This window comes from Streptacidiphilus jeojiense (assembly GCF_000719095.1).
Classification (GTDB): domain Bacteria; phylum Actinomycetota; class Actinomycetes; order Streptomycetales; family Streptomycetaceae; genus Streptacidiphilus; species Streptacidiphilus jeojiensis.
Genome location: NZ_JOEH01000051.1, coordinates 20,172 through 46,292, shown reverse-complemented (window position 1 = coordinate 46,292; position 26,121 = coordinate 20,172). Strand labels below are relative to the sequence as shown.

19 protein-coding genes and 1 pseudogene are annotated in these 26,121 nt (G+C 68.6%); 11 read left to right on the top strand and 9 right to left on the bottom strand.

All coding sequences use genetic code 11. The features are described from left to right. Positions 1 to 440: 440 nt before the first annotated feature. Positions 441 to 974, top strand: coding sequence for a helix-turn-helix domain-containing protein (locus IF29_RS0139905; RefSeq protein WP_157624177.1), 534 nt, complete (start codon positions 441 to 443; stop codon positions 972 to 974). Positions 975 to 1,332: 358 nt separating this feature from the next. Next, complete coding sequence (locus IF29_RS0139900) at positions 1,333 to 2,364, top strand: NlpC/P60 family protein (protein ID WP_030266956.1); 1,032 nt, start codon at positions 1,333 to 1,335, stop codon at positions 2,362 to 2,364. A 37-nt stretch (positions 2,365 to 2,401) separates the two neighbouring features. Here the strand turns inward: IF29_RS0139900 and IF29_RS0139895 are convergent, their stop codons facing one another. The 4 genes and pseudogenes from IF29_RS0139895 to IF29_RS0139870 all read right to left on the bottom strand — a co-directional run bounded on the left by IF29_RS0139895 (position 2,402) and on the right by IF29_RS0139870 (position 6,167). Further along, entirely contained in the window at positions 2,402 to 2,674 is a 273-nt protein-coding gene (locus IF29_RS0139895) for a DUF6087 family protein (protein ID WP_030266954.1), read from the bottom strand. Positions 2,675 to 3,045: 371 nt separating this feature from the next. Then, positions 3,046 to 3,885: a hypothetical protein gene (locus IF29_RS0139885; RefSeq protein WP_157624176.1), complete on the bottom strand. Its 840-nt coding sequence runs from the start codon at positions 3,883 to 3,885 to the stop codon at positions 3,046 to 3,048. 446 nt (positions 3,886 to 4,331) lie between these two features. Beyond that, positions 4,332 to 4,487: pseudogene (locus tag IF29_RS48310) on the bottom strand (DUF255 domain-containing protein); the annotation flags it as partial. 768 nt (positions 4,488 to 5,255) lie between these two features. After that, positions 5,256 to 6,167, bottom strand: a complete 912-nt coding sequence (locus IF29_RS0139870) for a helix-turn-helix transcriptional regulator (RefSeq protein ID WP_030266944.1) — start codon at positions 6,165 to 6,167, stop codon at positions 5,256 to 5,258. A 175-nt stretch (positions 6,168 to 6,342) separates the two neighbouring features. On the opposite strand from IF29_RS0139870, the gene IF29_RS0139865 reads away from it, so the two are divergent. From IF29_RS0139865 to istB, 8 genes are all read left to right on the top strand, one after another. After that, entirely contained in the window at positions 6,343 to 6,666 is a 324-nt protein-coding gene (locus IF29_RS0139865) for a carboxymuconolactone decarboxylase family protein (protein ID WP_030266939.1), read from the top strand. Between the two features lie 43 nt (positions 6,667 to 6,709). Next, positions 6,710 to 7,114, top strand: coding sequence for a (R)-mandelonitrile lyase (locus IF29_RS0139860; protein WP_030266935.1), 405 nt, complete (start codon positions 6,710 to 6,712; stop codon positions 7,112 to 7,114). 23 nt (positions 7,115 to 7,137) lie between these two features. After that, positions 7,138 to 8,160: a zinc-dependent alcohol dehydrogenase family protein gene (locus IF29_RS0139855; RefSeq protein ID WP_030266932.1), complete on the top strand. Its 1,023-nt coding sequence runs from the start codon at positions 7,138 to 7,140 to the stop codon at positions 8,158 to 8,160. A 56-nt stretch (positions 8,161 to 8,216) separates the two neighbouring features. Next, positions 8,217 to 9,203 (top strand): aldo/keto reductase, encoded by a 987-nt coding sequence (locus IF29_RS0139850; protein ID WP_030266929.1) that lies wholly within the window; start codon positions 8,217 to 8,219, stop codon positions 9,201 to 9,203. 155 nt (positions 9,204 to 9,358) lie between these two features. After that, positions 9,359 to 10,780 (top strand): MFS transporter, encoded by a 1,422-nt coding sequence (locus tag IF29_RS0139845; protein WP_232242860.1) that lies wholly within the window; start codon positions 9,359 to 9,361, stop codon positions 10,778 to 10,780. Positions 10,781 to 10,793: 13 nt separating this feature from the next. Further along, entirely contained in the window at positions 10,794 to 12,308 is a 1,515-nt protein-coding gene (locus tag IF29_RS0139840; protein WP_030266923.1) for a hypothetical protein, read from the top strand. 436 nt (positions 12,309 to 12,744) lie between these two features. Next, complete coding sequence (istA, locus tag IF29_RS0139835; RefSeq protein WP_030266919.1) at positions 12,745 to 13,995, top strand: IS21 family transposase; 1,251 nt, start codon at positions 12,745 to 12,747, stop codon at positions 13,993 to 13,995. Next, complete coding sequence (istB, locus tag IF29_RS0139830; RefSeq protein ID WP_030266916.1) at positions 13,995 to 14,786, top strand: IS21-like element helper ATPase IstB; 792 nt, start codon at positions 13,995 to 13,997, stop codon at positions 14,784 to 14,786. The genes istA and istB overlap by 1 nt, the downstream gene beginning before the upstream one ends. A gap of 160 nt (positions 14,787 to 14,946) precedes the next feature. Here the strand turns inward: istB and IF29_RS0139825 are convergent, their stop codons facing one another. The 5 genes from IF29_RS0139825 to IF29_RS45640 all read right to left on the bottom strand — a co-directional run bounded on the left by IF29_RS0139825 (position 14,947) and on the right by IF29_RS45640 (position 23,398). Further along, positions 14,947 to 15,561, bottom strand: coding sequence for a DUF998 domain-containing protein (locus IF29_RS0139825; protein ID WP_198037683.1), 615 nt, complete (start codon positions 15,559 to 15,561; stop codon positions 14,947 to 14,949). 198 nt (positions 15,562 to 15,759) lie between these two features. Further along, positions 15,760 to 16,743 carry a hypothetical protein gene (locus IF29_RS0139820; RefSeq protein ID WP_051726652.1) on the bottom strand — a complete coding sequence of 328 codons (984 nt, stop codon included), beginning with the start codon at positions 16,741 to 16,743 and terminating at the stop codon, positions 15,760 to 15,762. A 151-nt stretch (positions 16,744 to 16,894) separates the two neighbouring features. Continuing rightward, positions 16,895 to 21,055 carry a carboxypeptidase regulatory-like domain-containing protein gene (locus IF29_RS0139815; RefSeq protein WP_232242856.1) on the bottom strand — a complete coding sequence of 1,387 codons (4,161 nt, stop codon included), beginning with the start codon at positions 21,053 to 21,055 and terminating at the stop codon, positions 16,895 to 16,897. A 394-nt stretch (positions 21,056 to 21,449) separates the two neighbouring features. Then, positions 21,450 to 22,133, bottom strand: a complete 684-nt coding sequence (locus IF29_RS0139810) for a response regulator transcription factor (RefSeq protein ID WP_030266903.1) — start codon at positions 22,131 to 22,133, stop codon at positions 21,450 to 21,452. Beyond that, on the bottom strand, positions 22,130 to 23,398 hold the full coding sequence (locus IF29_RS45640) for a sensor histidine kinase (RefSeq protein WP_051726650.1): 1,269 nt from the start codon (positions 23,396 to 23,398) through the stop codon (positions 22,130 to 22,132). Before IF29_RS45640 ends, IF29_RS0139810 begins: the two co-directional genes overlap by 4 nt. A 286-nt stretch (positions 23,399 to 23,684) precedes the next feature. Between IF29_RS45640 and IF29_RS0139800 the strand changes: the two genes are divergently transcribed. Then, the gene (locus IF29_RS0139800; RefSeq protein WP_030266897.1) at positions 23,685 to 26,099 is read left to right on the top strand and encodes an MMPL family transporter; all 2,415 of its coding nucleotides are present in this window, start codon (positions 23,685 to 23,687) and stop codon (positions 26,097 to 26,099) included. The last annotated feature ends 22 nt before the right edge of the window (positions 26,100 to 26,121 follow it).

The following is a 26,121-nucleotide window of genomic DNA, read 5'->3' as shown; positions in this document are numbered from 1 at the left end:
CGAGGCCTTCGCCAAGTCCAGTACCGGCCCGACCTCATCGACGGATGCCTCGCCGGCACCGGACTCACCATGACGACACCACGCCTACAACCTCAGTAGTGCCCTTGCTCCCGTTGGTCGGGTCGGCCGGGGCCGGGTTGCTGACCGCTCCGGCCAGCAGGGTGTGCGCAGCGTGCGCGACGTGCAGAGGAAGAGACATGTGGGCTCCAAACGCAGCGGATCGGTAGAACCGCCCCGGATCGGCCCACGCCGGTCCGGTCGGCCACCCCCGCGCCGTGATCTTGCTGACAGGAAAGCCCGTTCGTCCCACAGTGCGCCCGACTGGCGTGTTCACTCTGGCTAATGAGCTGTGGGCAAACAATAGTCAGAAATAAAGATGTGCCGTCAACTGGAATTCGTGTGATCGAGGTCACATCTATACAAAGCGTAGTCCATGGCGGGTGGCCATCACTGTGCGCAACGATGTCCCGATGGCGATCGAGGGGAGAAGAACGCCGACCATGACCACAGAGGACCAGGAAGACTTGCGCGAAGACGGCAGCGAGCACGGATTTCTTGCCGCGAAGCTCAACCATCTGTTCAGCAACGTGCACCCGAAGGACCAGAAGCCGTACACCAACCCCGAAGCAGCGAAGCGCATGAACGACCGCGCCGGCCGCTCGGTCATCTCGCCCACCTACCTCTGGCAACTGAGGACCGGGAAGCGCACGGACCCGACCTTGAGCCGGATCACGGCCATTGCCGCCCTGTTCAACGTGCGCCTGGACTTCTTCAACGAGGCCAGGCAGGAGGCGCCCTCACGCGCCGAACTGCACTTGGCCCAGGCGCTCCAGAAGCCCTCGATACGCGAGCTTGCCCGCCAAGCCGACGGCCTCTCGCCCGCCAGCAGCGCCGCCCTGCTCGACTTGGCGCGGTCCCTTCGCAGGATCGAAGGTCTCTACGGCGACGAGGACGAGCCAGAGCAGTCCGGATAGAGTCCAACTTGCCCACTATGTCCGTTTGAATGTTTTTGTCGAGGAATACGTAGAGCCCCCCATCTGGGGGGCTCGTCTGTTTTCAGATCGTTATCGCCCCGCCCCGCCGCCCGCTATCACTGGCCTCCGGCCACGCAGCGCCACTATCACCAGTGGTGCAATACGGACATTGGGCTCCATTTCAATCCCCCGCTGCTGAACACCAGCGCATGGAAGTCCACATTTCGAGAAACTTCAGTTGACTTCTCTGTTCGCATCCTGCCTATCTTTACTGCCCCACGCCTTAGCTGTGGTGAATCAGGCTGCGCCACTCCACCAAGGCGGTGGGCGTGCGTGGCCTGGCTGTGAAGGGGGGCTCATGAACAAGGCTGCGCTCGGCATCGGGGCCGGGATCGCAACGCCGATCGTGTTGGTGATGACGATCGCGCTCGCCGCGGGTGGGGCGACAGCGGTGACCCCTGCCGCCGTGGCTGGCACGAGCAACTGCTCGACACCGGTCACAGTTGGATCGCCCGCGGCCGGCGGCGTCAGCCTGACCAGCGAGCAGGTCAGCAACGCCCAGATCATCTACCAGGTCTCCGCCGACCTAAACCTTCCCCAGCAGGCCGCGGTGATCGCCATCGCCACCGCCATGCAGGAGAGCAGCCTCGTCAATCTGCCGAGCGGCGACCTCGACTCCATCGGACTCTTCCAGCAGCGGCCCAGCCAGGGGTGGGGGTCGCCATCACAGCTGATGGACCCGGTGTACGCGAGCAAGGCGTTCTACAGCCGCCTCGTCCAAGTCTCCAACTGGCAGAACCTGCCTGTGGGCCAGGCAGCCCAGGACGTGCAGCAGTCTGCCTATCCCGACGCCTACGCCAAGTGGGAGTCCCTGGCGCGCCAGCTGGTCGCCGCAGCCAGCGGCGGAGCCACGAACTGTTCCGGCGGCGACGGTGACGGCAACGGCGGAGCGATCACCAATCCCGTCAGCCTCCCCGAAGGGTTCACCCTGCCGACCGGCACTCCCGTCGCCGTGGTGACCGCCATCAAGTTCGCCGTCTCGAAGCTGGGCCTGCCATACCAGTGGGGCGGCACAGGAGACCCGAGCTACGACTGCTCCGGCCTGATGATGATGGCCTACCAGGCCGCAGGCGTCACGATCACCCGTACCACCTACACACAGGTCAACGACGGCACGCCGGTCTACAACGCCTCCGACCTCAAGCCGGGCGACTTGATCTTCACCGCCGGCAGCGACGGCACGCCGACGAACCCCGGTCACGTCGGCATGTTCCTGGGGGATGATCTTGTGATTGACGCCCCCCGGACTGGCGAGAACATCGAGATCACCAAGTTCGATGACGGCTACTGGAACAAGGAAGCCGTGGCCTTCCGGCGCATCGTGCAGTGACGAGAACTGCGGGTGGGCTGGTGCCGCGGGGCCGAACTCACACGCCCTTCGACGCCCACTTGTGGGCTTCCGCCAGGCTGACCGCGACTCCGCCCGGCTGGTAGGCGAAGCCGTCCCATTCGAGCAGCAGCCTGGCTTCGTCGGGACGGACATGGCTGGCGCCGCCGTTGATCGGGTGGTGGATTCTCCGTCCAGCAAGCGGGGGTCGGCGGCGCCGGATGTAGGGGTAGAGCAGCGCCTCGTCGGCCGGGTCAACGTCGTCCGGCAGTTCTGACTCGTTGCGCGGGTCCGGCCGGGAGTGCTTGCCCATACGCGCCAGACTAGCGGCGGCGTACCGTCACCCGCGGCGCGTTGCCCGGCGTGCGGAGGCGCGAAGTGGGGGTGAAGCTGATGCTGTGGACGAGCAAGGAACCCAGGACGCCCCGACCGACCCGCCGGTGGTTGTTCACCCTGTCCAGCCGCACCCGACGTTCGGCGAGCGCAGCGCGCGCCGAGTCGAGGTCCGGCACCAGCTGGTGGGGTACGCGTTCCAACGCGGCGACGTAGAGGAGTTCCTGAGGCGAGCCGGGTTGGACGACCCAGACATCACCGATCCGGAATTGGTTCGCTGGAGGAGTGGCGGTCCCGAGGTCTGGTGACTTCAACCGCTCAACCTGAACCTGGCAACTCGACCGCGAGCCCTCAACGTGGCAGCGAAGCGATCACGAACGGGATCAGGGCGATCTCAACCTCCTTGGCAGCATCGACGGGCGACTGCACCACGACGTTCACCTGCCTTGCGTTCTCGTCAACGGACCCCACCCGCAGGAAAGCAGAGTGCTGCTCCAATGCGGAGACCGCCTTGGCCACCGTCTCTCCAGGGTTGCCGGTGCGGATGAAGATCAGCAGTGCAGCATGGGTGTCAGCCCAACTCAGGTAGCCCAGAAGCTGCGTAAGGGCATCGAGTACGCCCTGCCGCCCGCGCCAGACCTTGCACTCAGCGACCAGAACGTTGAGGTCTGAGATCCTGACCAGGATGTCGGTCTTTCCGCGGTGATTCGTAGTCTCGCCCGTTGAACGGCCTTCGAAGTGACCGTTCAGCGCCACCAGCAGAACGTCTCGAATCAGCTCCTCGTCCAGCAGCTCGGTGAGTCGTGGGCTGCGTTCGATCTGGTTCCGAGCGTTGCGCAGGATGCGCAGCGCGGAAGCATACGATTCGCCGGCCGACGTCGCGTGTTCGGGGCGCTCGGCTCCAAACCGGAGAATCTGAAGCCCTTCGGTGATCTGGTATCCGTCCTCGGCGAAGGCACGGCGCACCTCCTGGAAGTCATCCACCGAACGACCTTGCTGCCGGTCTTCTCCCCTTACTTTGCGGAGCATTCGCTCGAACACCAAGAGGGCAGCCGCTACCTGGTCCTCATCCGACCAGTTCACTGCGCCGGCATAGGCATCGAACGCGCGGCTTCGTACGCGTTCACCGGCCTCTACAGCGTGGGCCTTCTCGAATCCCCCGCTGGCCCAGCAGACCTCGATGTCAGCCACTTTCAGGCTCGCAGAGCACTTGGCTCGGATCGCACTGCGGCTTTGGAGGCTCACCACGTTCGTAGTTCTCACCCGTCGATGCTACGGACCGTTCGGCTGGCCGAGGTCGTGGTGCGAGCCAACAGCCGTCCGCAGCTGCGTGGGCCAGAGGCAAAATGGCGCCGCCCGCGAGGGCACCCCCACCCATCGACCCACAAGCAGGAGGCGGAGGCTCTGGGGGCCGCTCTCCGCCCTCTGCTCATGGCCGGTCACTCCTTGGCGGCCTCACCGGACTCCAAGTGCGCAAGGATGCTCGCCCACTGCTCCGGGGTCCACGCAGGGGATCGGGCGATGTGCTCCTCCACCCAAGCGTCAATCTCCGCTTCGAGTCCATCACCGCTGGTGCTCACGTCGCTACCTCCTGACATAACGCCAGGTCAGAAGCTCTTGCTTCTGTACGTACACTGGCACCAGGTACAACTCGCATATCCCACAGACAGCAAAATCGGGACATCTCGCCTCTTTGCCTCGGCGAACGCCTCCGGGCACCAGGGCCACCAGTCGATCGGGTTCCCGGCGTGCTGTTGCAGATATGGCGAGCTCATGGCCCCAAGTCGGTTCACAGGGAACAGCGTTGCACACTCGCCTGTTGCAACCACCGCACCGCGACCGTACCAATCCATGCGGCAACACCGACGCTTCCCAACGCACTGCGCCATCACGTGGTCGGAGCCATCTGCCCATGTTTGCCCGAATCACGCAGTCCACAATGAATTGATCACTCCCTACGCCTCGCCGCTCGAATCCTCGGATTGCGGGGTTCGATCGGGTGGAGCAGCAGGAGTGCCAGGGCGCGTCTGCCGTCGCGGCGCTGGGAATCTGTCTTGGCGAGGCAGGCGACCAAGGTGGCGACCACGATGCAGGTCACGTAGGCGCCGCTGAAGACGGCACTGGTGGCAAGGATGTGGATGAGTAGGCCCACTAGCGGCTCGCGCACGAGCACCCGGCGTACGCGCGCGCATCCTCCTGCGGAGTGCGGTCCCTTCAGGGCACGGCTCGCCGCCACCGGGCCGGCTCGCCGGACAGCCAGCCGCCGCTACCACCAGCGCACCAAAACTCCCGGCACACCAGGGTCTTCCCCTCGACGGTTAGCCCCGCACCCTCTCTGCGCCGGAAGCACTCAACCACTGCGGCGGGTTTGAGTACCTCTGGGAAAGAGAGGGACGCTCACTTCGAGTCTGCCAGGGCCGAGGCAGAACGAAACTGATGATCAGTCAATAAAGCTGGCGACCGAACACCGCTATGCACGGACGGCCGGGAGAGCTGGGGGTACACGTCACAGCCAGCGGGGATGGTGAGGATGTGGCGAGCGCGACCATGGAATGGGCAGTTCAGCCGGTACTCCCCTGCTCGCTGGGCGCGGTCTGGCCTTGGTTGGCCTCGGCGTTGGTGGTGGCTGCCCAGGTGGCTAGGAGTTGCAGTGTGTCGTGGTCGGGGGTGCCGGGGGCGGCGGTGTAGGCGCTGAGGGTCAGGCCGGGTTGGGCGGGTAGTTCCATGGCGTCGAAGTCGAGGGTGATCTCGCCGACGGCGGGGTGGTGGAAGGACTTGCGGCCGGTGTAGTGCAGGCGGACGTTGTGCCGGGCCCAGACGGTGCGGAACTCCTCGCTTCGGGTGACGAGTTCGCCGATCATGCCGGTCAGTTCGCTGTCGTGCGGGGTACGGCCTGCCTCGGTGCGCAGCAGGGCGACGGTGGTGTTGACGGAGGTGTCCCAGTGGGGGAAGAAGTCGCGCCCTTGGGGGGTGAGGAACTGGGCGCGGGCGATGTTGGTGGTGCGGGCGGTGGTGTCGGGGAACAGGGGTGCGTACAGGGCGCGGCCCAGGGTGTTGGTTGCGAGGATGTCGAGTCGGCCGTTGCGGATGAAGGCGGGGGCGTCGGTCATCGAGTGCAGGACGCGCAGGAGGCTGTCCGGGATGGGTCCGCGGGGGCGGCGGGTGGTTCGTGTGGGGCGCTTGGCGGCGGCGCGGGCCAGGTCGTGCAGGTGTGCGCGTTCGGCGTCGTCGAGCTGGAGGGCGCGCGCGACGGCGTCGAGGACTTCTTCGGAGGCTCCGGCGATGTGTCCGCGTTCCAGGCGGACGTAGTAGTCGATGCTGACGCCGGCGAGCAGGGCGACTTCCTCGCGGCGCAGTCCCGGCACGCGCCGGTTGCCGCCGTAGGCGGGCAGGCCGGCCTGCTGCGGGGTGACCTTGGCTCGGCGGGAGGCCAGGAACTCGCGGATGTCGCTCTGGGTGCTCACGCCTTCCAGGCTAGGTCGGACCGCCCGCGGGTGGGGGGTCCTGTCAGTACCTGTAAGAGCAGACCCTCCCCCGCCCTATCCATCTGGGGTTTCATCGAAATCGGAGCACCTGGCTCCCAGAGGGCAGCTCGCCGGCACCCGTCGCGGTCCGTCCTGCTCGCTGCGCTGAACGAGGAGATGCGCCGTGCCGAAGATGTCCGCGCCGAAGGAGCTGGCCGCGATCGCGCCCAAGCTGGTCGAGGTCAGCAACGAAGTCCTGTTCGAGGACATGTGGCAGCGCCCGGGGCTCTCGCCGCGGGATCGGAGCCTGGTGACGGTCAGCGCGCTGGTCGCCCTGTACCGGGGCGAGCAGCTGGGCTACCACCTGGGCCTGGCCCTGGACAACGGGCTGAGCGTCGAGGAGCTGTCCGAGGCGATCACCCACCTGGCGTTCTACTCCGGATGGCCTACCGCGATGAGCGCGATCACCCAGCTGAAGCGGATCACCGAGGAGCGCGCAGCCTCCTGACCTCCGCTCGACCCCGAACCACCTGCACGAGGAGAACCGCACCATGGAGCTTTTGAGCAAGCAGCCGACGCTCAAGCTGCCGGAGAAGATGTTCACCGGCGACGCCTGGGCTGACGTGATCTACCGCGGCGAGGAGCCTTCGCGGGCCCGCGCCAACGTGGTGCGCTTCGCGCCGGGCGCGCGGACCGCCTGGCACTCCCACGGCCTGGGCCAGACCCTCTACATCGTTGAGGGCATCGCCCTGATCCAGTCCCGTGACGGCGGCATCCTCGAAGCCCACCCCGGCGACGTGGTGTGGACCCCGCCGGGCGAGGAGCACTGGCACGGCGCGGCCCCCGACCGCTTCATGGTCCACATCGCCCTGTGGGAGACGGACGACGTCGCCTGGCTCGACCACGTCACCGACGCCCAGTACACCGGCCCCCGCCACAGCACCCGCACCCCCTGAGCCCCCGACCGGAAGGCACCACCATGCGCGGAGCAGTCCTGTACGCCCCCGGCGACGTGCGCTTCGAGGAGCGCGACGAGCCGCAGATCCTCAAGCCCACCGACGCGGTCATCCGCACCGTCGCCACGTGCGTGTGCGGCTCGGACCTGTGGAACTACCGAGGCATCAACCCCACCGACCAGCCCACCCCCTTCGGCCACGAGTACGTCGGTGTCGTGGAGGAGGTCGGCGACGAAGTACGCGCCATCCGGCCCGGCCAGTTCGTCGTCGGCTCGTTCTTCGCCAGCGACAACACCTGCCCGAACTGCCGCAACGGCTACCAGACCAACTGCCTGCACCGCGAGTTCGTCGGCGCCGGCGGCTGCCAGGCCGAACGCATCCGCATCCCGCTGGCAGACGGCACCCTGGTCGCCACCCCGGAGCCGCCCTCCGCCGACCTGGTCCCCAGCCTGCTGGCATGCTCCGACGTGATGGGCACCGGCTGGTACGCCGCCGCAGCCGCCCACGTGCAGCCAGGCGACACCGTCGCCGTGGTCGGCGACGGCGCAGTGGGCCTGTGCGCGGTCATCGCCGCCAAGCAGATGGGCGCGGAGCGCATCATCGCCATGTCACGCCACGCCTCCCGCCAGTCCCTGGCCCGGGAGTTCGGCGCCACCGACATCGTCGCCGAGCGCGGCGAGGACGGCGCGGCCCGGATCAAGGAGATGACCGGCGGCATCGGCGCGGACCGCGTCCTGGAGTGCGTCGGGGACGCGAACTCCATGCGGCAGGCACTGCGCTCGGCCCGACCCGGCGGCAACGTCGGCTTCGTCGGCGTTCCCCACGGCGTGGAGATCGAGGGCACGGAACTGTTCTACTCCCACGTCGGCCTGCGCGGCGGCCCCGCCCCCGTACGCCAGTACCTGCCCCGGCTGATCGACCTCGTCCTGGCCGGCGCCATCAACCCCGGCAAGGTCTTCGACCTCCACCTGCCGCTGTCCCAAGTCGCCGAGGGCTACCGGGCCATGGACGAGCGCCGCGCCATCAAGGCCCTCCTCACGCCCTGAGCCCACCGGCACCGCCCCTCCCTACATCCCCGACCACCTCAACAAGGAGTTCCCCCGTGCACACGCGCACTCTCGGCCAGGGCCTGGAGGTCTCGGCCATCGGCATGGGCTGCATGGGCATGTCCCAGAGCTACGGCCCCAACCCCGGCGACCGCAACGACATGATCAAGGTCCTGCGCGGCGCCGTCGACCAGGGCGTCACCCTCTTCGACACCGCCGAGGTCTACGGACCCTACGTCAACGAGGAACTGGTGGGCGAAGCCCTCGCCCCCGTCCGCGAACGGGTAGTGCTGGCGACCAAGTTCGGCTGGCGCATCGAGAACGGCACCTCCGTCGGCCTCGACAGCCGGCCCGAGCAGATCAAGCGCGTCGCCGACGCCTCGCTGCGCCGCCTGCGCACCGACACGATCGACCTGTTCTACCAGCACCGGGTGGACCCCGACGTCCCCATCGAGGACGTCGCCGGAGCCGTTGCCGAGCTGGTCGCCGCCGGAAAGGTCCGCCACTTCGGACTCTCCGAGGCATCGGCCGCAACGATCCGCCGCGCCCACGCCGTCCACCCGGTCACCGCGGTGCAGAGCGAGTACTCGCTGTGGACCCGCGACCCCGAACCCGAAGTCCTGCCCACCCTAGCCGAACTGGGCATCGGCTTCGTGCCGTTCAGCCCCCTCGGCAAGGGCTTCCTCACCGGCACCGTCGACACCACCACCGCCTTCGCCGACGGCGACGTCCGCACCACCATCCCCCGCTTCAGCGAGGCCAACCGCGCCGCCAACCAGGCCCTGGTGAACCACGTCGCCGCCCTCGCCCACGCCAAGGACGCCACCCCCGGACAGGTCGCCCTTGCCTGGTTGCTGGCCCAGCACCCGGCCATCGCCCCCATCCCCGGCACGCGCCGGCTGGCCCGCGTGCAGGAGAACGCCGCCGCCACCGGCGTCGCCCTGTCCGCCGACGATAAGGCCGACCTCGACCAGGCCGCAGCCCGCCTCGGCGTCCAAGGCGAGCGCTACAACGCCCACCACATGAGCCTGGTCGGCAAGTGACCCAGCACCGACCGCATCCGCCTGCGGGCTGCTCCTCACACTGAAAGGGGTGAACCTCCATGGGGGCGTCACCAGTTGTCCGCCGACTGCTCATCCCCGCGCTGCGCTCCCCCGCAACCGACGGTGGTCCCACATCAGCGAAGCTGGAATCGGACGTGATCAGGCGCAGTGCCAGAACGGTGCGGCCGGGGGCCGCGCTGGCGGCAGCGCTCCTGGGATTCTTCGTCATCACGCTGGACGCCCTGGTCGTGAACGTCGCGCTGCCCTCCGTCCGTCAGGACCTGGGCGGTGGGATCACCGGTCTCCAGTGGGTGCTCGACGGCTACACCCTGATATTCGCGGCGCTGCTGCTGTCGGCCGGCTCCCTGTCGGACCGCATCGGGGCCCGCCGCGCGTTCGCGCTGGGGCTTGCCGTGTTCGTCGCCGCATCGGCTGTCTGCGGGCTCGCCCCCTCTCTGCCCGTCCTGATCGCGGCGCGAATGGTGCAGGGGGCCGGGGCCGCGGCCGTGATGCCCACCAGCTTGGCGCTGATCCGCGAGGCGTACCCGGACCCGGTACGCCGCGGGCGGGCGGTGGCGCTGTGGGCGGTGGGCGGGGCGGTCGCCTCCGCTGCGGGGCCGGTCGCCGGCGGCGCGGCGAGCCTGATCAGCTGGCGGATCATTTTCTTCATCAACCTGCCCGTCGGCGCACTCGCCCTGACGCTGCTGGCCTTCACTGCACGCTCATCACGCCACCGCACGCCTTACGACGCCCTGGGCCAGAGCAGCGCGGTGGTCGCTATGGCAGCCCTGACCTTCGCCGCCATCGGGGCCGGGTCCGAAGGACCGAGCTCCCTACGGGTATGGGCAGCAGCACTGCTGGCGCTCACCGCAGCCATGGTCTTCGTCCGCACCCAGCGCCGGGCCGCGCACCAGATGGTCCCGCCAGCGCTGCTGCGCACGCGCACCGTGCTGGTGGCCTGCGGCACCGGCTTCGCCTTCATGGTCGCGTTCTATGGCATGGTCTTCGTCTTCAGCATCTACCTCCAGCAGCAGCGCGGCCTGTCACCGCTGGCAACCGGTCTGGCGTTCGTGCCCATGACGATCCTGTCCGCGTTCGTCAACCCGCTCTCCGCCCGCGTGGCCGAGCGCTACGGACACCGGCTTCCGATCGTCACGGGAATGTTCCTGATGACCGTCGGCCTGGCGGTACTCGCGCTGACGCCGTCCTCAACACCGACCTGGGTACTGGCACTGCTCATGCTCCCAGTGGGACTTGGCGGCCCGCTGGCCATGCCCCCGACCACCGCACAACTGGTTGACAGCGTGCCTGCCCACCTGACCGGCACCGCCAGCGGCGTGTTCAACACAAGCCGCCAACTCGGTGGCGCACTCGCCGTCGCTGTGTTCGGCGCACTCATCGCCAACCAACACCACATCCTGGCCGGCCTGCGCACCAGCCTGGCCATCGCCGCCTTGACCACCCTGACCGCCGCCCTCACCGGCCTACGCCTCGTCATGCCGGACAGAGCTGCCTTCCCGTTGGCCGCCCATACAGCCGTACCGCGGAAAACCAATGCCATCACCCACAGGAGATGACTAGCCTCACAGCGTGAACACTCTGCAATCTGCCGAGGCCGTTCAGGCGAAGCTACCCCCATGGCTCTGGGGTAACGACATCCTCGGGTTCGCCCACACGGCCCAGCTGAAGATCACGCCGGTCGACGTGGACAAACAACGCTGGTCCGTGCAGGCCCTGGAGCGCCATGAACACCGAACCGCCCGCCTCGTGCGGTTGATCGAAATTGCCCCGCCGGGAGGCGGCCCCCAGTGGGAACGGCTGCGGCGGTTGCCGGCGTCCAGGGTGCCCAACACCGTGTCCCCTGAGCTCGTGGCACATAAGCGCCACGAGCTCGTGGAGAGCACCTCGCCGGAGAATTTGCTGGCGCGGTTGAACTGGTTGCATATGAGCCTGACCCTGGCCCGCGACGAGGAGTTCATCTCGGCTGCTGACAGCGCATTTCAGAGCCTGAAGAGCGTGCAGACCGACGAGGCGAAGCCGTTGTTCCCCGATCTGGCCGCCTACTTCGTCAGCTTCGACCCAGCAGTGTCGTGGCGCTCCGGACTTGCTCGCGTCCTGCTCCGAATAGAAGAAGAACCCGCCCTGCTGGCTACACCGCCGACGCCGACGGGCCAACTTGCCTTCGGTTCAGGGACCATGCTTCAGACGGACATCCAAGTCACCCGCGACGCCTACCTGGCACCGCTGTTCCTGTGCCACAGCCCGTACCTCTGGTCGATCGTGGGCCCCCGTCAGCAAGGCGTCACCGTCCTCAGCCTGGGCAAGCCGCTTGGCGGTCAGACGCCCGACCCGGCGGAACTCATCCAGCAATTCATGCCCTCCGGTCCCAGCAATTTCCCCGCCTGCCCACCGATCGCTGCAACACAGATCAGTTCCACGTTGGCCTGGTGGGCCGACCACCTCAACGAACTGCTGTCCGTGGCGACAGACCCTGCGACTTTCAGAGATGCCGCTGGCGCCTACCGCCCGCGACGCCAGTTCGAAACGCTCCTCAGCCTCGAACAGGCAGGAAAGCGCGTTCAAGCGGTGCTCGCGCACCAGCGAGACCCCGCGAGCAGGCGCTTGCTCGCCTTCGCTGCCCTCGACACCCTCGAAGGGCTCAAGGTCGTCTCCAGTCTGGAGAACGCCTTCGAACTGACCAAGGCGGAGCGGGTCCTGCACGCTCTGGAGGGCGCCCTGCCCGCAGAAGTAGCAGCAGTACTGCTCCCGTCAGCACGGCGGGCCGTCGAAGCCCTGCGTGAGTGCCAGAACGGATTTCTCCCCAGCAGCCATGTCTCCGGCGGCGGGGTGGCCATCCCGAGCAAGAACGGCGGAGCCGTCACCGTCTCGCTGGAGAACGCAACCAAGCAGTACCTTCGCGTGCTTCGCAATACCAGCCACGGATTCGGCGGCAAGGACGATGCTGGACGACGACGCGACGAAGTCCTCCTGATGTCACACACCGGAGAACTCCCCCACGACTTCGCCCTCCTGCCATACCTCTACTGGCTGGACTGCATCGCAAACCCCCAGCGCCTACGAACAAGACTCACCGGCCGCCAATGAGCCACACCGAAACACCCCCGGCCCGCGACGAGCCCGGATGCGGGGCACAGGTGGGTTGCACCAGCGGCGGGGCCAGGGGTCGAGCCCCTGGCCCCGCGCGGCCAGACTGCCTTTGCCTTAACGCATCACGCCTCTTCCCCATTGCCGAGGATGGCGAGGATGCTGGCCCACCGCTCCGAGGACCAGGCCGGCGAACGAGCGATGTGCTCCTCCACCCAGGCGTCGATCTCTGCTTCTGGCCAACCTCCCACGGGCGAAGACCGTCCCCTGGTCAGTACGGCGGGCGCATGAACACACCTGTTGCATCGGTATCGAGCGCCACTCTTCCTCAGCCACTCCAAGCTTGTCGGCGACGGGTGAAAAGTGGACCAGTAGCGACGCTTGAAATGTGACCCCCTTCGAGGGCCTGGATCGTTGAACCAGGCCGGGAGGAAGGGTGATCAGTGTGGAGGACTGGGCGGAGATCCGGCGTCTTCACCGGGCCGAGCAGATGCCGATCCGTGCGATCGCACGGCAGTTGGGGATCTCGCGGAACACGGTGCGGCGGGCGGTGGCGGACAACGAGCCGCCGAAGTACCGGCGCGCGGCAAAGGGCTCGATCGTGGATGCGGTCGAGCCGCAGATCAGGGCCCTGCTCGAGCAGTGGCCAGAGATGCCGGCGACGGTGATCGCCGAGCGGATCGGGTGGGAGCGCTCGCTGACGGTCCTCAAGGAGCGGGTGCGGGACCTGCGGCCGGTCTACCGGCCCACGGACCCGGCCTCGCGCACCACCTACGAACCCGGTGAGCTGGCGCAGTGCGACCTGTGGTTCCCGCCGGCCGAGATCCCGCTGGGCTTCGGGCAGAGTGCCAGTCCGCCGGTGCTGGTGATGGTCTGCGGCTACTCGCGGTGGCTGTCGGCGCGAATGGTTCCCACCCGCAGCGGTCCGGACCTGATCGCCGGGCACTGGCGGCTGCTGACCCAACTCGGGGCGGTGCCACGGGCCCTGGTCTGGGACAACGAGGGAGCGGTGGGCTCCTGGCAGGGTGGGCGCCCCAAGTTGACCGGCGACTTCGCGGCCTTCGCGGGCCTGCTGGGCGTCAAGGTCGTCCAGTGCCGACCGGGTGATCCGGAGGCCAAAGGCCTGGTCGAGCGGGCGAACGGCTACCTGGAGACCTCGTTCCTGCCCGGGCGGGTCTTCGCTTCGCCGACCGACTTCAACATCCAGCTCGCGGACTGGCTGACCCGGGCCAACCGGCGCGTCCACCGCACTCTGCAGGCCCGTCCCGCCGACCGCCTGGAGGCCGACCGGGCCCGGATGCTGCCCTTGCCCCCGATCTCCCCGCCGGGCTGGTGGAAGGCCTCGCTCCGGCTGCCGCGGGACCACTACGTGCGTGTGGACACCGTCGACTACTCGGTGCACCCGCTCGCGGTCGGCCGCCGCGTCGAGGTCGCCGCCGACCTCGACCAGGTCATCGTGACCTGCGAGAACACCGAGGTCGCCCGCCATGCCCGGTGCTGGGCCAGGCACCAGAGCATCACCGACCCGGCCCATGCCGAAGCCGCCAGGACCGCCCGGGCCCAGGCCCACCGGCCGCGCTCCACCGGCTCCCAGGGCATCGACCTGGACGTCGAAGAGCGTTCGCTGGGCGACTACGACCGGGCCTTCGGTGTGATCGAGGGCGGCCGCGGGCAGGGTGTCGCCTGATGGCCGCAACCGCCAAGCCCAGCCGCGACACCGCCTCCGAGATCGCGTTTCTGACCCGTGCGCTGAAGGCCCCGGCCCTGCGCGACTGCGTGGAACGCCTGGCCCAGCGCGCCCGCGCCGAGGACTGGAGCCACGAGGAGTTCCTGGCCGCCTGCCTGCAACGCGAGGTCGCCGCCCGCGACGCGCACGGCGCCGAGGGCCGCATCCGCGCCGCCCGCTTCCCCGCCCGCAAAGCCCTCGAGGAGTTCGACTACGACCACCAGCGCTCCCTCAAACGCGAGGCCATCGCCCACCTGGGCACCCTGGACTTCGTCACGGGCAAGGAGAACGTGATCTTCCTGGGGCCGCCCGGCACCGGCAAGACCCACCTGGCCACCGGACTGGCGATCCGCGCCTGCCAGGCCGGTCACCGCGTCGCGTTCGCCACCGCCGCCGAATGGGTCACCCGCCTGGCGGATGCCCACCACGCCGGACGCCTGGCCGACGAACTCACCCGCCTCGGGCGCATCCCGCTGATCGTGGTCGACGAAGTCGGCTACATCCCCTTCGAACCCGAAGCCGCCAACCTGTTCTTCCAACTCATCTCCGGACGCTACGAACGCGCCTCGGTGATCGTCACCTCCAACAAACCCTTCGGCCGCTGGGGCGAGGTCTTCGGCGACGACACCGTCGCCGCCGCCATGATCGACCGCCTGGTCCACCACGCCGAAGTCATCAGCCTCAAAGGCGACAGCTACCGACTGCGCAACCGCGACCTCGGCCGCGTCCCCGCAGCCAACACGCAGGACTGACCAACATCAACTGACGCAGTGGGGGTCAACCTTCACCCGCCGATACTGGGTCACGATTCACCCGTCGCCGACACAAGCTGTCAAGATGACATTTTTCCTTGTCAAATGGACAGAGACTTGAGGCTTACCCTGGGCCTGCCTGCGTCTAATCCCGACCTCGTCAGGCAGCTTTGACCGCCAGGCAGACGCCGACGGTGAGCAGCCAGAGGTTCGTACTGACCAGGAATGCTCGTTCAAAGAGTCCGAAGGTGCCCCGCAAGCGTGGGAGCAGGGTCACGACGAGGAGGACGAGCGAGACCAGGCATGCCCACTGGAGCGCGTTGAGGAGGACGTGTGCGGACTGCCAGGGCGCGAGAGGAGTCAGGTCCGGGGTCATGCCGGAGATCGCAGCGTAGGTGAAGCCGAAGGCCGCGATGGCGAAGAGGTAGTGCAGGCGGCCGGTGGGGGTGAGTTTCTCGCCTTCGAGGTCGGTGGGGAAGAGGATCATGCCGACGCGCATGGCGGGCACTAGGTAGAGGAAGACGAGGCTGCTCGTGGCGAGCGGCGGAGCGCCGGGTTCCCAGGTGAGGCCGAGGGCGAGTATGAGGACGGCGAAGGACGACAGCGCCAGGGCCTTGCCGAACAGGGACTTGGAATCGCCTACGGCGTAGTCGCTCACGGCATGCCGGACGGGGCTGTATCCGGTGGGCAGACGGTGCAGCGCGACGAATAGTCCCAGGTAGCCAACGAGGCCGGCGATGCTGATCAGCGCAAGCGTGAGGACTCCTGGTTGCATGTCGTATCCGCTCCCTCGCGTCCCCATTGCCGTCTGTTCGGTCGATTGGGTGATCTGAACTGACTGCATAGAGTCACCATCTTCAACCTGAGTGTCATGGTAGGTATCCCGTGCAGGGGTCGCAGCCGCGGACGTCCGTATGGCCTAGCGGAGGTGGGTGTTCTGTGCACTTGCTCTGGCGGATCATCCAGTGGGTGATCACAGCCAGCCTCGGCGGCAGGCTTGCATGGCCAGCTGGAACCTGGTGGGGGCGTGGAGCTGCTGCTGCAGCCGGTGCAGGCGGCGCTGCATCGTGCGGTGGCTGATTCCCAGGGCGCGGCTGATGCTGTCGTCGGGCAGGCCAGAGGCGAGCATGGCCAGCAGCCTGCGGTCGTCGTCTCCCGGTCGGCCGTCGGCGCCGTAGCCGGTGTCGAAGGTGCCGGTCAGGTTCAGCGGGATCGCGCGGGCCCAGACGGACTCGAACAGTTCGGCCAGGGCGTCGAGCAGTCCGCACTTGCGGATGAAGAGCATGCCGGCCCTCTTGGTCATGTCGCTCTCCAGGGGTGCGAGGGCGAAGGTGCGGTCGGAGATCGCGAGCTTCAATGGGGCACGGTCGATCACTCGAGCCTCTTCGCCGGAGCTGATCATTTCTTCGACGACCTCCAGGTAGCCAGGTATTTCCAGGCTCCTGCTGTCGTAGATGGACCGGCATCTGACGCCCTGGGCGAGCAGTTGGAGCTCGTGGGGGTTCGGCACTGAGGTGTTGGCGTGGTGCGGTGGTGCGTCGATGCCGAAGAACTCCGTGCGCGTGCTGCTCACCATGACCTCTGCTCTGCTGGCGATGGCCTCGGAGCCGTGCAGGATCTCGACCAGTTCATGGGAGGAGTCCCTGGCCGAGCTGAGCCGGTAGCGGTTCTGCAGGTCGACGATCGCTCGCCTGGCCCGGTGCAGTTCTGTCTCGCGTGCGTGGGCGAGATGTTCGAGTGTGATCTCAGGTGGGGAGGCGGTGACCTGTCGGGGAATCCCGGGGAGGCGGGTCACCAGCCCCTTCGCCACCAGCGTCGCGAGGGTACCGTCTTCGCCGTCGGTGGGCCCGAGACCGGTGAGCCGCTCGATGAACTCCTCCTCCGCGGTGGGGCCCCGATCCAGGAGCCAGGAGTATGCGGCCTCCTCTGCCGTGCTCAGTCCCAGAGCTTCGAGCATGATCCAACTTCCATGTGCCAGCGGAGAAAGCAGCGACGGCTTGTTCATGCGTCCCCTCGCCCGGGGTCCCGGTCCAGAGTGCTGTGCTGCCGGTGGCCGGGGCGCTGGAGTGCGCCTCGGCCGCCGGTTCATGCGGTGTTGGGCTTGCTCGTCAGCACGCCACGTTCGGCTTCAAGGCGAAGTTCTTGACGAGGGTCTGCTGTTGCCGGACGGTGAGGCTGGCAGCCTGCGGCTGCCAGCCGTCTCGCGAGGCGATGACGGTCAGCGGGTTCTTGCTGGCGGGGAGCCAGAGAGCGTACGTCCCGTTGGCGTCCGTCTTGAGGGTGTAGCTGGTCGCTCCGGAGGTGATCTGGACGGTGGCTCCTGCCAGGGGCGTGGTTCCGGCACAGGCGAGTCCGGTGATGGTGCCGGTGATCTTGCCCCAGGTCTTGGGCGGGGTGGCGTTCATTGTCACCTTGACTCGCTGGCCGGCGTAGGGCGTGTCGTCGGTGACGAGCAGCTGCGCCGTGTAGGCGCCCGGCTGGGACACCGACTTGCCGGCTGCGTTCAGCTTGAGGGTGACCGTGACGGACGCGCCCGGGTTGACGGTGAAGCCGTCCTTGCTCTGCGTCAGCCACGAGACCTGGGAGGTCCCGCAGTCGGCGTAGCCGGGAAGTTGCTGTGCGGTGTTGACCGGGGCCATGCCGCCCAGTGAGCCGCCGATCCGGTAGAAGCCGCACGCGCCGCCGCCGCGGTAGACGGTGGTGTTCGCGTTCGGCAGCGCCGCCCATTCGCCCAGCGCGGCGTCGTAGGCGTAGCCCTGGTTGGTGACGGTCGAGAACCCGTTGGTCACACCGCCGGACAGCAGCAGCTTGCCGTCGGCCGCGGTGTAGCTCATCGCCCACAGGTCCATGGGCAGCGAGGCGATCTGGGTCCAGCGGTCGGTGGCCGAGTTGTAGGTGAAGGCGTCCGTGGTGTCCGCGGTGGTGTTCGAGCCGCCGGCGCAGTAGATGCGGCCGCTGATGGCGCCGCATCCTTCCCAGGCGATGGACTCGGGGTACCTGGCCGCGCTGCCCCACGTGTTCGTCAGCGGGTCGTAGATCTGCACGTCGGTGTGGCCGCAGTTGTCCGGGTCGCAGCCACCGACGACGTACAGCTTGGCGCCCACCACGGCGGCCGCCGCGCCGGCGTACGGTTTGGGGTTGTTCGCGCCGGTGGACCAGGTGTTGGTGGACGGGTCGTAGATGTCGACCTGGGGGATGGTGATGGTGTGGATGTCCCAGCCGCCGACCACGCTCCAGCCGCCCACGACGTACAGCTTCCCGTTGATGAACGCGGCCTGCGCGGCCTCCCTGGTGTGCGGCATCGGCGGGAGGGTCTTCCATGCCTTGGTGGCCGGGTTGTACGCGTAGGCGGCGTCGGTGATGAACAGGCCGTCGTAGCCGCCGACGGAGTACACCAGGCCGGTGGCCGGGTCGGTGGCCGCCGCGTTGTCCATGATGGTGGTGGGGTGGTTGCCGAGCGGGGTCCACGGGGTGTTGTAGGGCTGTGCCGAGGGTGCCGGCGTGCTGGTGGGCTTCTTGAGGCGGGAAGCGGGCAGCGGGCTGAACGTCCCGCTGATGCGCTGGACCGGCGCGCCGTTCACGTCGGGGTTGGCACCGAGGACGGTGACGGTGCCGGGCGCCTGGTAGAGCTTGACGTGGACCGGGGTCTTGCCGGTGTCGGTGAGTTTGATCGTCTTGGTGGTGCTGCTGCCCATGGCGACCGTGGCCTTGACCGGTCCGGAGACGGTCAGCCGTCCGGCCTGCATCGTGAGGCTGACCGGGGTCGCCTGGTCCGCGGCCAGGATGCCGGTCGCCTTGCCCGTGACGTAGTGGGTCTTCGCGGCGGTGAACTGCTGGCTGCCGGTGGCCGGGAGGAACAGGGAGAACGAGCCGGCCGCGGGTCCGGCTCCGGTCGTCGTGCTCTGTCCGGCGGCCGTCACGGTGGCGCCGTCGACGCCGGCCCCGGTGTTGCTGTCGTGCACGGTTCCCTCGGCCAGGCCGCCCGCCGTCGGGGTGCACGTCCGGTTGCCCAGGAACACGTTGTCGAGCTCCCAGTACACGCCATTGATGCTGTAGTAGTGGAACCTGACCTGCACCTGGCTCTTGCCCGCGGCCGTCGGCAGCGGGATCACCACTTGGTCCGGGCCCGGGGCGCCTGCGTCGCCGGTCTTGGACCACACGCTGGTCCAGGTGGCACCGCCGTCCACGCTGAGGTCGGCTGACTGCTGGTCGTAGAAGCCGCCGAGCAGGTTGGAGTCGAACTGCAGGTAGGGCGAGGAGTCCTTGCTCAGGTCGGTCACCGGTGTGGTCAGCTCGGTGTCCTCATTGCCGGCGGGGCCGTAGTTGAGGCTGGTGGCGATCGCGAAGTTGCCCGATCCGCCGGTGTTGTTCTGGTTCTTCTCCGGGTTGTCGAACTCCCAGCCATAGGTGGTGCCGGTCGCGTTGGCAACCGACCAGCCGGACGGCGTCGAGGTGGAGTCGAAGGTCTGCGTGGCCCCGTCGTAGGACAGGTGATAGCCCGCGGCGCTGCACGTGTACGCGTCCACCGGCACGCTGACGTCCCTTGCCACGCCGGCAGTACCGACCGTCACGTCCGTGGTCGTCTGCTGGTAGCCGGTGTAGGCGGGATCCACGACGATCTTGTAGGCGGCGTTGTCCGGGAGGGTCAGGGTGTAGCGGCCGGTCGCCGGGTCGGTGTAGGTGGACGCCGGGGTACCCTGGACGCTCACCTTGGCTGACAGCGGCCAGCCGTGCCCGGATCCGTCGGTGACCTTGCCGGTCAGCGTGGTGCTCTTGACGGCGCTGACCGTGATGTTCCGGGTGGTGGCCGCGCCGTTCTTGACCACCACGCCGCCGACGGTCCGGGTGGCGTACCCGAAGTCCTTGACCGTCAGGCTGTAGCTGCCCGCTGGCAGGGTGAGGGTGTACTTTCCGGCGGCGTCGGTGACTGCGGACTGCTGCCCCGCGTCGACTACCGCGCCAGTGATCGGTTTGCCTGTGGCCGCGTTGGTGACCGTCCCGGTGACGCTGCCGTGCGGCCCGGTGGTGAGCGCGGCGACGCCGTTGGGGGTGCCCAGGCCGGTCGGACCGTCGTAGCCAGCGCCCGCGGTGCACAGGTAGGCCGGGGTGCAGGTGCCGTTGAGGCCACCGGTGACGTCGAACAGGGCCTTGGTGTTCGCGTACGGGTAGGAGGCGGGGTAGGTGCCGGCGACGGGGGTTCCCGCCAGCGCGTAGGCACCCGCGACGATCGGGGCGGAGACGCTGGTTCCGCCCACGACGGCCCAGCCGCTGGTGTAGAAGCTGTCGTAGATCGCCACGCCGGTGTTCGGGTCGGCGACGGCCGACACGTCCGCCACGGTCCTGCCGGGACAGCCGGTGTCCTTCTGCCAAGAGGGCTTGGTCACGTATTCAGAGCATCCGCTGCCGCTGCCTGACCAGGCTGATTCGTGCCAGCCCCGGGCGGCCGAGGTGTCGGGGGTCAGCGAGGTGCCGCCGACCGCGGTCACGTACTGCGAGGCGGCCGGGTATTCGACGCCATAGGCGTTGTCGCCGCTGCTCACGGTGAGCGCGATGCCCGGGTGGTTGTAGTAGCTGTTCTCCGCGGTGACATCCGCGGGGTCCTCGCTGCCTCCGTAGCTGTTGGACACGTACTTGGCGCCCAGTGCCACGGCCTCGTCGACGGCGGCGCCCAGGCTCGGCAGCCAGCTGTCGTTCGCCTCGACCAGCAGGATGTGGCAGTTCGGGCAGGTGGCCGAGACCATGTCCAGGTCCAGGGAGATCTCCATCGCCCAACCGGAGTTCGGGGCCGGGTAGTGCTTGCTGCCGTCCTGCGCGACCTTGGTGAAGCAGCCGCTGTCCGTCGTGCAGGGAGGCAGGCCGTACTGGGACCGGTAGGTGGCCAGGTCCGCGGCGGCGTTCGGGTCGTCGTAGGCGTCCACGACCGCGACCGTCTGCCCGGTGCCGGCCGTCGATGACGAGGGCAGCTTGTAGGCGCTGACCAGATCGGCCGGACCGTAGCCGGCGACGCTGTCCGTGGCGGCCGACGGGCCGATGTGTCCCTTGACGTCGGTGCGGACCTCGGCGAAGCAGCGTGCGAATCCGGTCTTCGGCGCGGTGTCGCACGCGTTGCGCACCGGGTGCTGGGTGATGCCTTGGTCGGCAGTGGTCTGCGCCGGGGTCTGGCCTTGGGCTGCCGAGTACGGGGAACCAGCCGCGGGGGTGGCTGCGGCGGGAGTTGCGGATGACAGCGGCACTATGAGCGCTGCCAGTGCGGCAGCGGCTGTGGCCACTGCGCGCAGGGTTCTTCTTGCACGCACGTGTGGAACCTCCGTGGGGGGACGCGGTACACGTCGTGCACCGGTACCGGAGGACGGTAGGGACGGCTGACTTTTCGGGGCAACGGCTGTGACTGGCGCTTATTGGCCATGTCGTCAGGGCGTCACCGACCGGGCGGTTTTCCGGCATGCCAGAAACAGCGACGGGCCCAATTCTTGCGGGAATTCCCGAACAGGGTGTGTTGGTGACGCTGCGGACGAAAGGCACTGCGAATTGCGCACCAGCCTGCCCGCCCCCGATGCCGCGCGCGTCCACCTCTGGTTGCCACACGCATACCGCGCCCGCGGTATGCGTGACTCTGCGGCGTACCGCGAGCGCGGTGCGCGTCCGCCAGGTGCGGCACGCACCTCACTGCGTGAGGTGCGTGGGCCGGACCAGTCCGGTCTCGTAGGCGATGACCACGAGTTGGGCACGGTCGTGGGCATGGAGCTTGGACATGGCCCGGTTCACGTGCGTCTTGGCGGTCTGCGGACTGACGTCGAGTCGGGTGGCGATGTCCTCGTTGGACAGGCCCGCGGCGACCAGGACCAGGATCTGGCGCTCGCGTTCGGTGAGCGTCGCCAGACGCTCCAAGGCCGGGTGAGGGGTCTGTTGCAGCTCCTGTCGGGGCAGCAGCCGGGTGATGAGCGATCTGAGCGCGACCGGTGTCAGCAGCGCGTCGCCCAGGGCGACGGTGTGGATGCCGTCGATGAGTTCGCGGTGTCCCACGCTCTTGCCCAGGAAGCCGCTCGCTCCGCTGCGCAGGGCCTGGTAGACGTAGTCGTCGGTCTCGAAGGTGGTCAGGACCAGGACGTGGACGTCAGCCAGGTCCGGGTCGCCGGTGATCATGCGGGTGGCGGCGATCCCGTCCAGTTCGGGCATGCGGATGTCCATCAGGACCACATCCGGCCTGCTCTGCCGGGTGAGCCGGACGGCCTCGTGGCCGTTGGCGGCCTCGGCGACGACATCCATGCCCGCAGTGGCGTCGATGAGGACCTTGAAGCCGGCCCGCAGCAGGGCCTGGTCGTCGGCCAGCAGCACGCGGATGCTCATGAGCGGCCCCCGGCCGACGCGAACTGCTCGGCCGGGTCGGGCACAGGGGAGAGCGGGAGCGTGGCGCTGACGCGGAACCCGCCTGCGTCGCGGGGGCCGGCGTCGAGGCTGCCGCCGATGATCTGCGTGCGTTCACGCATGCCGCGCAGGCCGTGGCCACGTCCCTCGTCACTCTGGTCGCTCAGCGGCCCAAGCCGCTGGCCCTCGTTGTCGACGACGATGCGCAGCCGTCCGGGCTCGTAGGTCAGGCCGATGGTGGTGCGGACGGACCCGGCGTGCTTGCACACGTTGGTCAGCGCTTCCTGGACGATTCGGTAGGCCGTCACGTCCGCAGCCGATGCCAGCGGTCCCGGCCGGCCCTCGCGGCGGCACTCCACCGGCAGGCCGGATGCCTGGAAGGTCTCGACGAGCTCGTCGAGGGCGTCGAGACCGACCGTGGGCTCGGTGGGCCGGATGCCGTCGGAGGGCTCCCGGAGCAGGCCGACGGTGTCCTTGAGCTCCTCAAGCGCGGTCTTGGCCGCGTCGCGGATGTGCGCGAGGGAGGCCCGGACCTGGGCGGGCTGCTCGTCCAGGACGTAGTCGGCCGCTCCGGCGTGCACGTGGATCAGGGCCAGTTGGTGGCCGACCTGGTCGTGCAGGTCGCGGGAGATCCGTAGCCGCTCCTCGATGAGTAGGCGGCGTGACTCCAGGTCCCGCTCGTGTTCGGCGCGGTGAGCCCGCTCCTGGGCCGCGGCCAGCACGGCCCGACGGCTACGCGTGGCGTCCCCTGCGGCGAGGGCCAGCAGCGTCAGCGCGGTCACCGCCAGGATGATCGGGTCGTACCAGACACCGGGACGCAGCAGCCCGACCGAGCCCACTAGGACGGCCACCGCCGGCAGCCCGTAGACCAGGGCGCTGCGGCGGTCGAAGGTGGCCGCGAGGTGGTAGAGCGCGATCATGGGGGCGATCAGCAGGGTGGGCGGAGAGCCGCGTCCCGCCAGGTAGACGGCCGCGCCAGCGGTGGTCACGGCGACCACAGTCAGCGGTCGGCGCCGCCGCCAGGGCAGCGCGACGCAGGTGACCAGGATGACGGCCAGCAGCCACCCGGTCAGGTGCGTCGCCTGACGGGTCGGGCCGAGGGCTTCGGCTCCACCGGTGGCCTTCGCGGCGAGGGCACTGACCAGGAGCAGGCAGGCGACTCCCGCCGCCCCGGCGATGTCCCGGCTTCGCTGCCGGGCGCAGCCAGCGGCGGGGGGAGCAAGTGGCCTGCGGGTGGAACCGTCCATGGCACCCACGCTAAACGGCCGGCGGGCCCCGGGCTTCATGCCGTGGTACCGGTCACGGCACCACGGTGGGGGTAGCGCGTGACAGGACCCGATACCGCGGTCGCGGTACGGGCAAACCGACCTGAGCGGGACGCGGGCCCCGTCGGCGCCCGGGCAGGGTTGAGCACAGCCTGCTCGCCTGCGCTCCGCCTCCTTGGTCCGTCCGGTTGCGCGGGCGTGCAGGCGTACCGCCGCGACCGCAGCGGCGACGCCCCGCCCTGGGGGATTCACGACGAGGAGAAACACCTTGCATTCCGTCTTCCGCGCGATCGGCCGGTTCTCGGTCCGGTTCCGATGGCCGCTGGTGGCCCTGTGGGTCGGCGCGGCCATCGCGGTGGTCCACCTGCTGCCGTCGCTGTCCAGCGTCACCCAGAACGACAACACCAGCTTCCTGCCCGCCAACGCCCCCAGCCAGCACGCCGCCACACTCGCCTCGAACCTCCAGCCCAGCAACCTGACCTCGATCACCGTGATCGTGGCCCGCGACGGCCAGTTGACCGCAGCGGACGAGAGCGCCATCGCCGGCCTCCAGCAGAAGCTGGACAAGGAGCCGTCGGTCCACCAGGTCAAGGACACCGGCAGGTCCGCGGACGGTAAGGCCGAACAGCTCCAGGTGCTGGCCAACCTCTCCGCCACCGGGGGGCAGAAGCAGCAGGAGGAAACCACGATCGTCGCAGACCTGCGGTCCGCGGTGTCGGCGACCTCCCTGCCCAGCGGCCTGCAGTCGCACCTGGCCGGCCCCGTGGCCACCGACGTGGACAACAGCAAGCAGTCCGGCAACAGCAGCAGCCAGACCCAGGGGCTGTCCCTGCTGCTGATCATCGTCGTACTCGCCTTCGTGTTCCGGGCCGTTCTGGCCCCGCTGGTCACCCTGCTGCCCGCGCTGCTGGTCGTGCTGATGTCCGGCCCGCTGATCGCGGAAGCGGCGGTACACGGCCTGAGCATCTCCTCGCTCGCCTCGGTGCTGCTGGTGGTCCTGGTCCTGGGAGCCGGCACTGACTACGGGCTCTTCCTGGTCTTCCGAGTCCGTGAGGAGCTGCGCGCCGGCACCGCGCCCAAGGAGGCCGTGGTCGCGGCGGTGGAGAAGGTCGGCGAGTCCATCACCTTCTCCGCGGGCACGGTGATCGCCGCCCTGCTGTCACTGCTGGCAGCCAGCTTCGGGGTCTACTCCAACCTCGGCATCCCGCTCGCCATCGGCATCGGCCTGATGCTGCTCGCCGGGCTGACCCTGCTGCCCGCGCTACTTGCGATCCTGGGCCGGGCGGTGTTCTGGCCCAGCCGGATCCGGCCCGGCATCCCCAAGACGGGCCTGTGGGGCCGGATCTCGGGGAGCATCGTGCAGCGCCCGGTGGCGACCCTCTGCATCGGCCTCGCCTTCTTCGGCGCCCTCGCGGCCGCCTCCACCGGCTACACCCCCGCGGGCTTCAGCGGCGGCACCAGCGCACCCGCCGGCACCGACTCCGCCCAAGGCCAGGCTCTGCTCACCGAGCACTTCCCACGGACCACGGCCAACCCGACCATGCTGGTCTTCCAACTGCCGCAATCCGCCTGGGCGGACACCACCGCGCTCGCCGACGCCCAACAGCAGCTGCAGTCGGCCTCGCAGTTCAAGAACGTCACCGGACCGCTCTCCCCCAACGGCGTCAACCTGACCGCCGCCGACTACACCGACATGCACACCGCGCTCGGCCCCGCGGACAAACTCTCCCCCACACCCCCGCTCCCAACCCGCTCGACAGCGGCGAACCCGGCCGGCGGCAACAGCTCACCCGCCGACACGAAGGCCGGAGCGGGAGCGAAGGCCGCAGGCGGCACGGGCACGGGGGCCGCGCTGATCGACGGCAAGTTCACCGTGGCCCAGTACCAGGCGTACCGCTCCACCGCCCAGTACGTCAGCCCTGACGGCACGACCGTCCAGTTCCGCGTGGAACTGACCGCCGGCTCCCCGGACACCTCGGCAGCTATGAACGCCGTCCCCGACCTCCGCGCGAAGACCACCGCCGTCGCCCAGAAGATCGGTGCCACCGACAGCGGTGTCCTCGGACAGGCGGCCGGCCTCTACGACGTCAGCGACACCTCCAGCAACGACCTGGGAAGCGTCATCCCGATCGCCATCGCCGTCATCGGCCTGCTGCTGATCTTGGTCATGCGCAGCCTCGTGGCCCCGCTCTACCTGATCGCGTCGGTCGCACTGTCCTACTTCTCCTCGCTGGGCCTGGCGGTGCTGCTGTTCATCAAGCTCGACCACTCCGGCGGCCTGGTCTTCATCCTCCCCTTCCTGATGTTCGTCTTCCTGCTCGCCCTCGGCGAGGACTACAACATCCTGGTGATGACCCGCATCCGCGAGGAGGCCCACCACCTCCCGCTGCGCGAGGCCGTATGCAAGGCCCTGAACGCCACCGGTACCACCGTCACCTCCGCCGGACTGGTCCTGGCCGGCACGTTCGCGGTCCTGGCCATCAACGGCGCCAACAACGGCAACAACCAGCTGCGCGACGTCGGCACCGGGCTGGCGCTCGGCATCCTCATGGACACCTTCCTGGTCCGCACCCTGCTGGTGCCCTCCGCCGTGCTGCTGCTGGGCCGATGGAACTGGTGGCCCTCCAAGCTGGTCCACCGCCAGGCGACACCAGCCCCCGAGGCCGAGCCCGCGCACAGCTGACCACCGACGCGCACCTGCGATG

Bases quoted from the DNA above. Each gene is read 5' to 3' on its own strand.
- IF29_RS0139900 (WP_030266956.1), top strand. From the start codon at position 1,333: ATGAACAAGGCTGCGCTCGGCATCGGGGCCGGGATCGCAACGCCGATC.
- IF29_RS0139895 (WP_030266954.1), bottom strand. From the start codon at position 2,674: ATGGGCAAGCACTCCCGGCCGGACCCGCGCAACGAGTCAGAACTGCCG.
- IF29_RS0139860 (WP_030266935.1), top strand. From the start codon at position 6,710: ATGGAGCTTTTGAGCAAGCAGCCGACGCTCAAGCTGCCGGAGAAGATG.
- IF29_RS0139855 (WP_030266932.1), top strand. From the start codon at position 7,138: ATGCGCGGAGCAGTCCTGTACGCCCCCGGCGACGTGCGCTTCGAGGAG.
- istB (WP_030266916.1), top strand. From the start codon at position 13,995: ATGGCCGCAACCGCCAAGCCCAGCCGCGACACCGCCTCCGAGATCGCG.
- IF29_RS0139825 (WP_198037683.1), bottom strand. From the start codon at position 15,561: ATGCAACCAGGAGTCCTCACGCTTGCGCTGATCAGCATCGCCGGCCTC.
- IF29_RS0139820 (WP_051726652.1), bottom strand. From the start codon at position 16,743: ATGCTCGAAGCTCTGGGACTGAGCACGGCAGAGGAGGCCGCATACTCC.
- IF29_RS0139810 (WP_030266903.1), bottom strand. From the start codon at position 22,133: ATGAGCATCCGCGTGCTGCTGGCCGACGACCAGGCCCTGCTGCGGGCC.
- IF29_RS45640 (WP_051726650.1), bottom strand. From the start codon at position 23,398: ATGGACGGTTCCACCCGCAGGCCACTTGCTCCCCCCGCCGCTGGCTGC.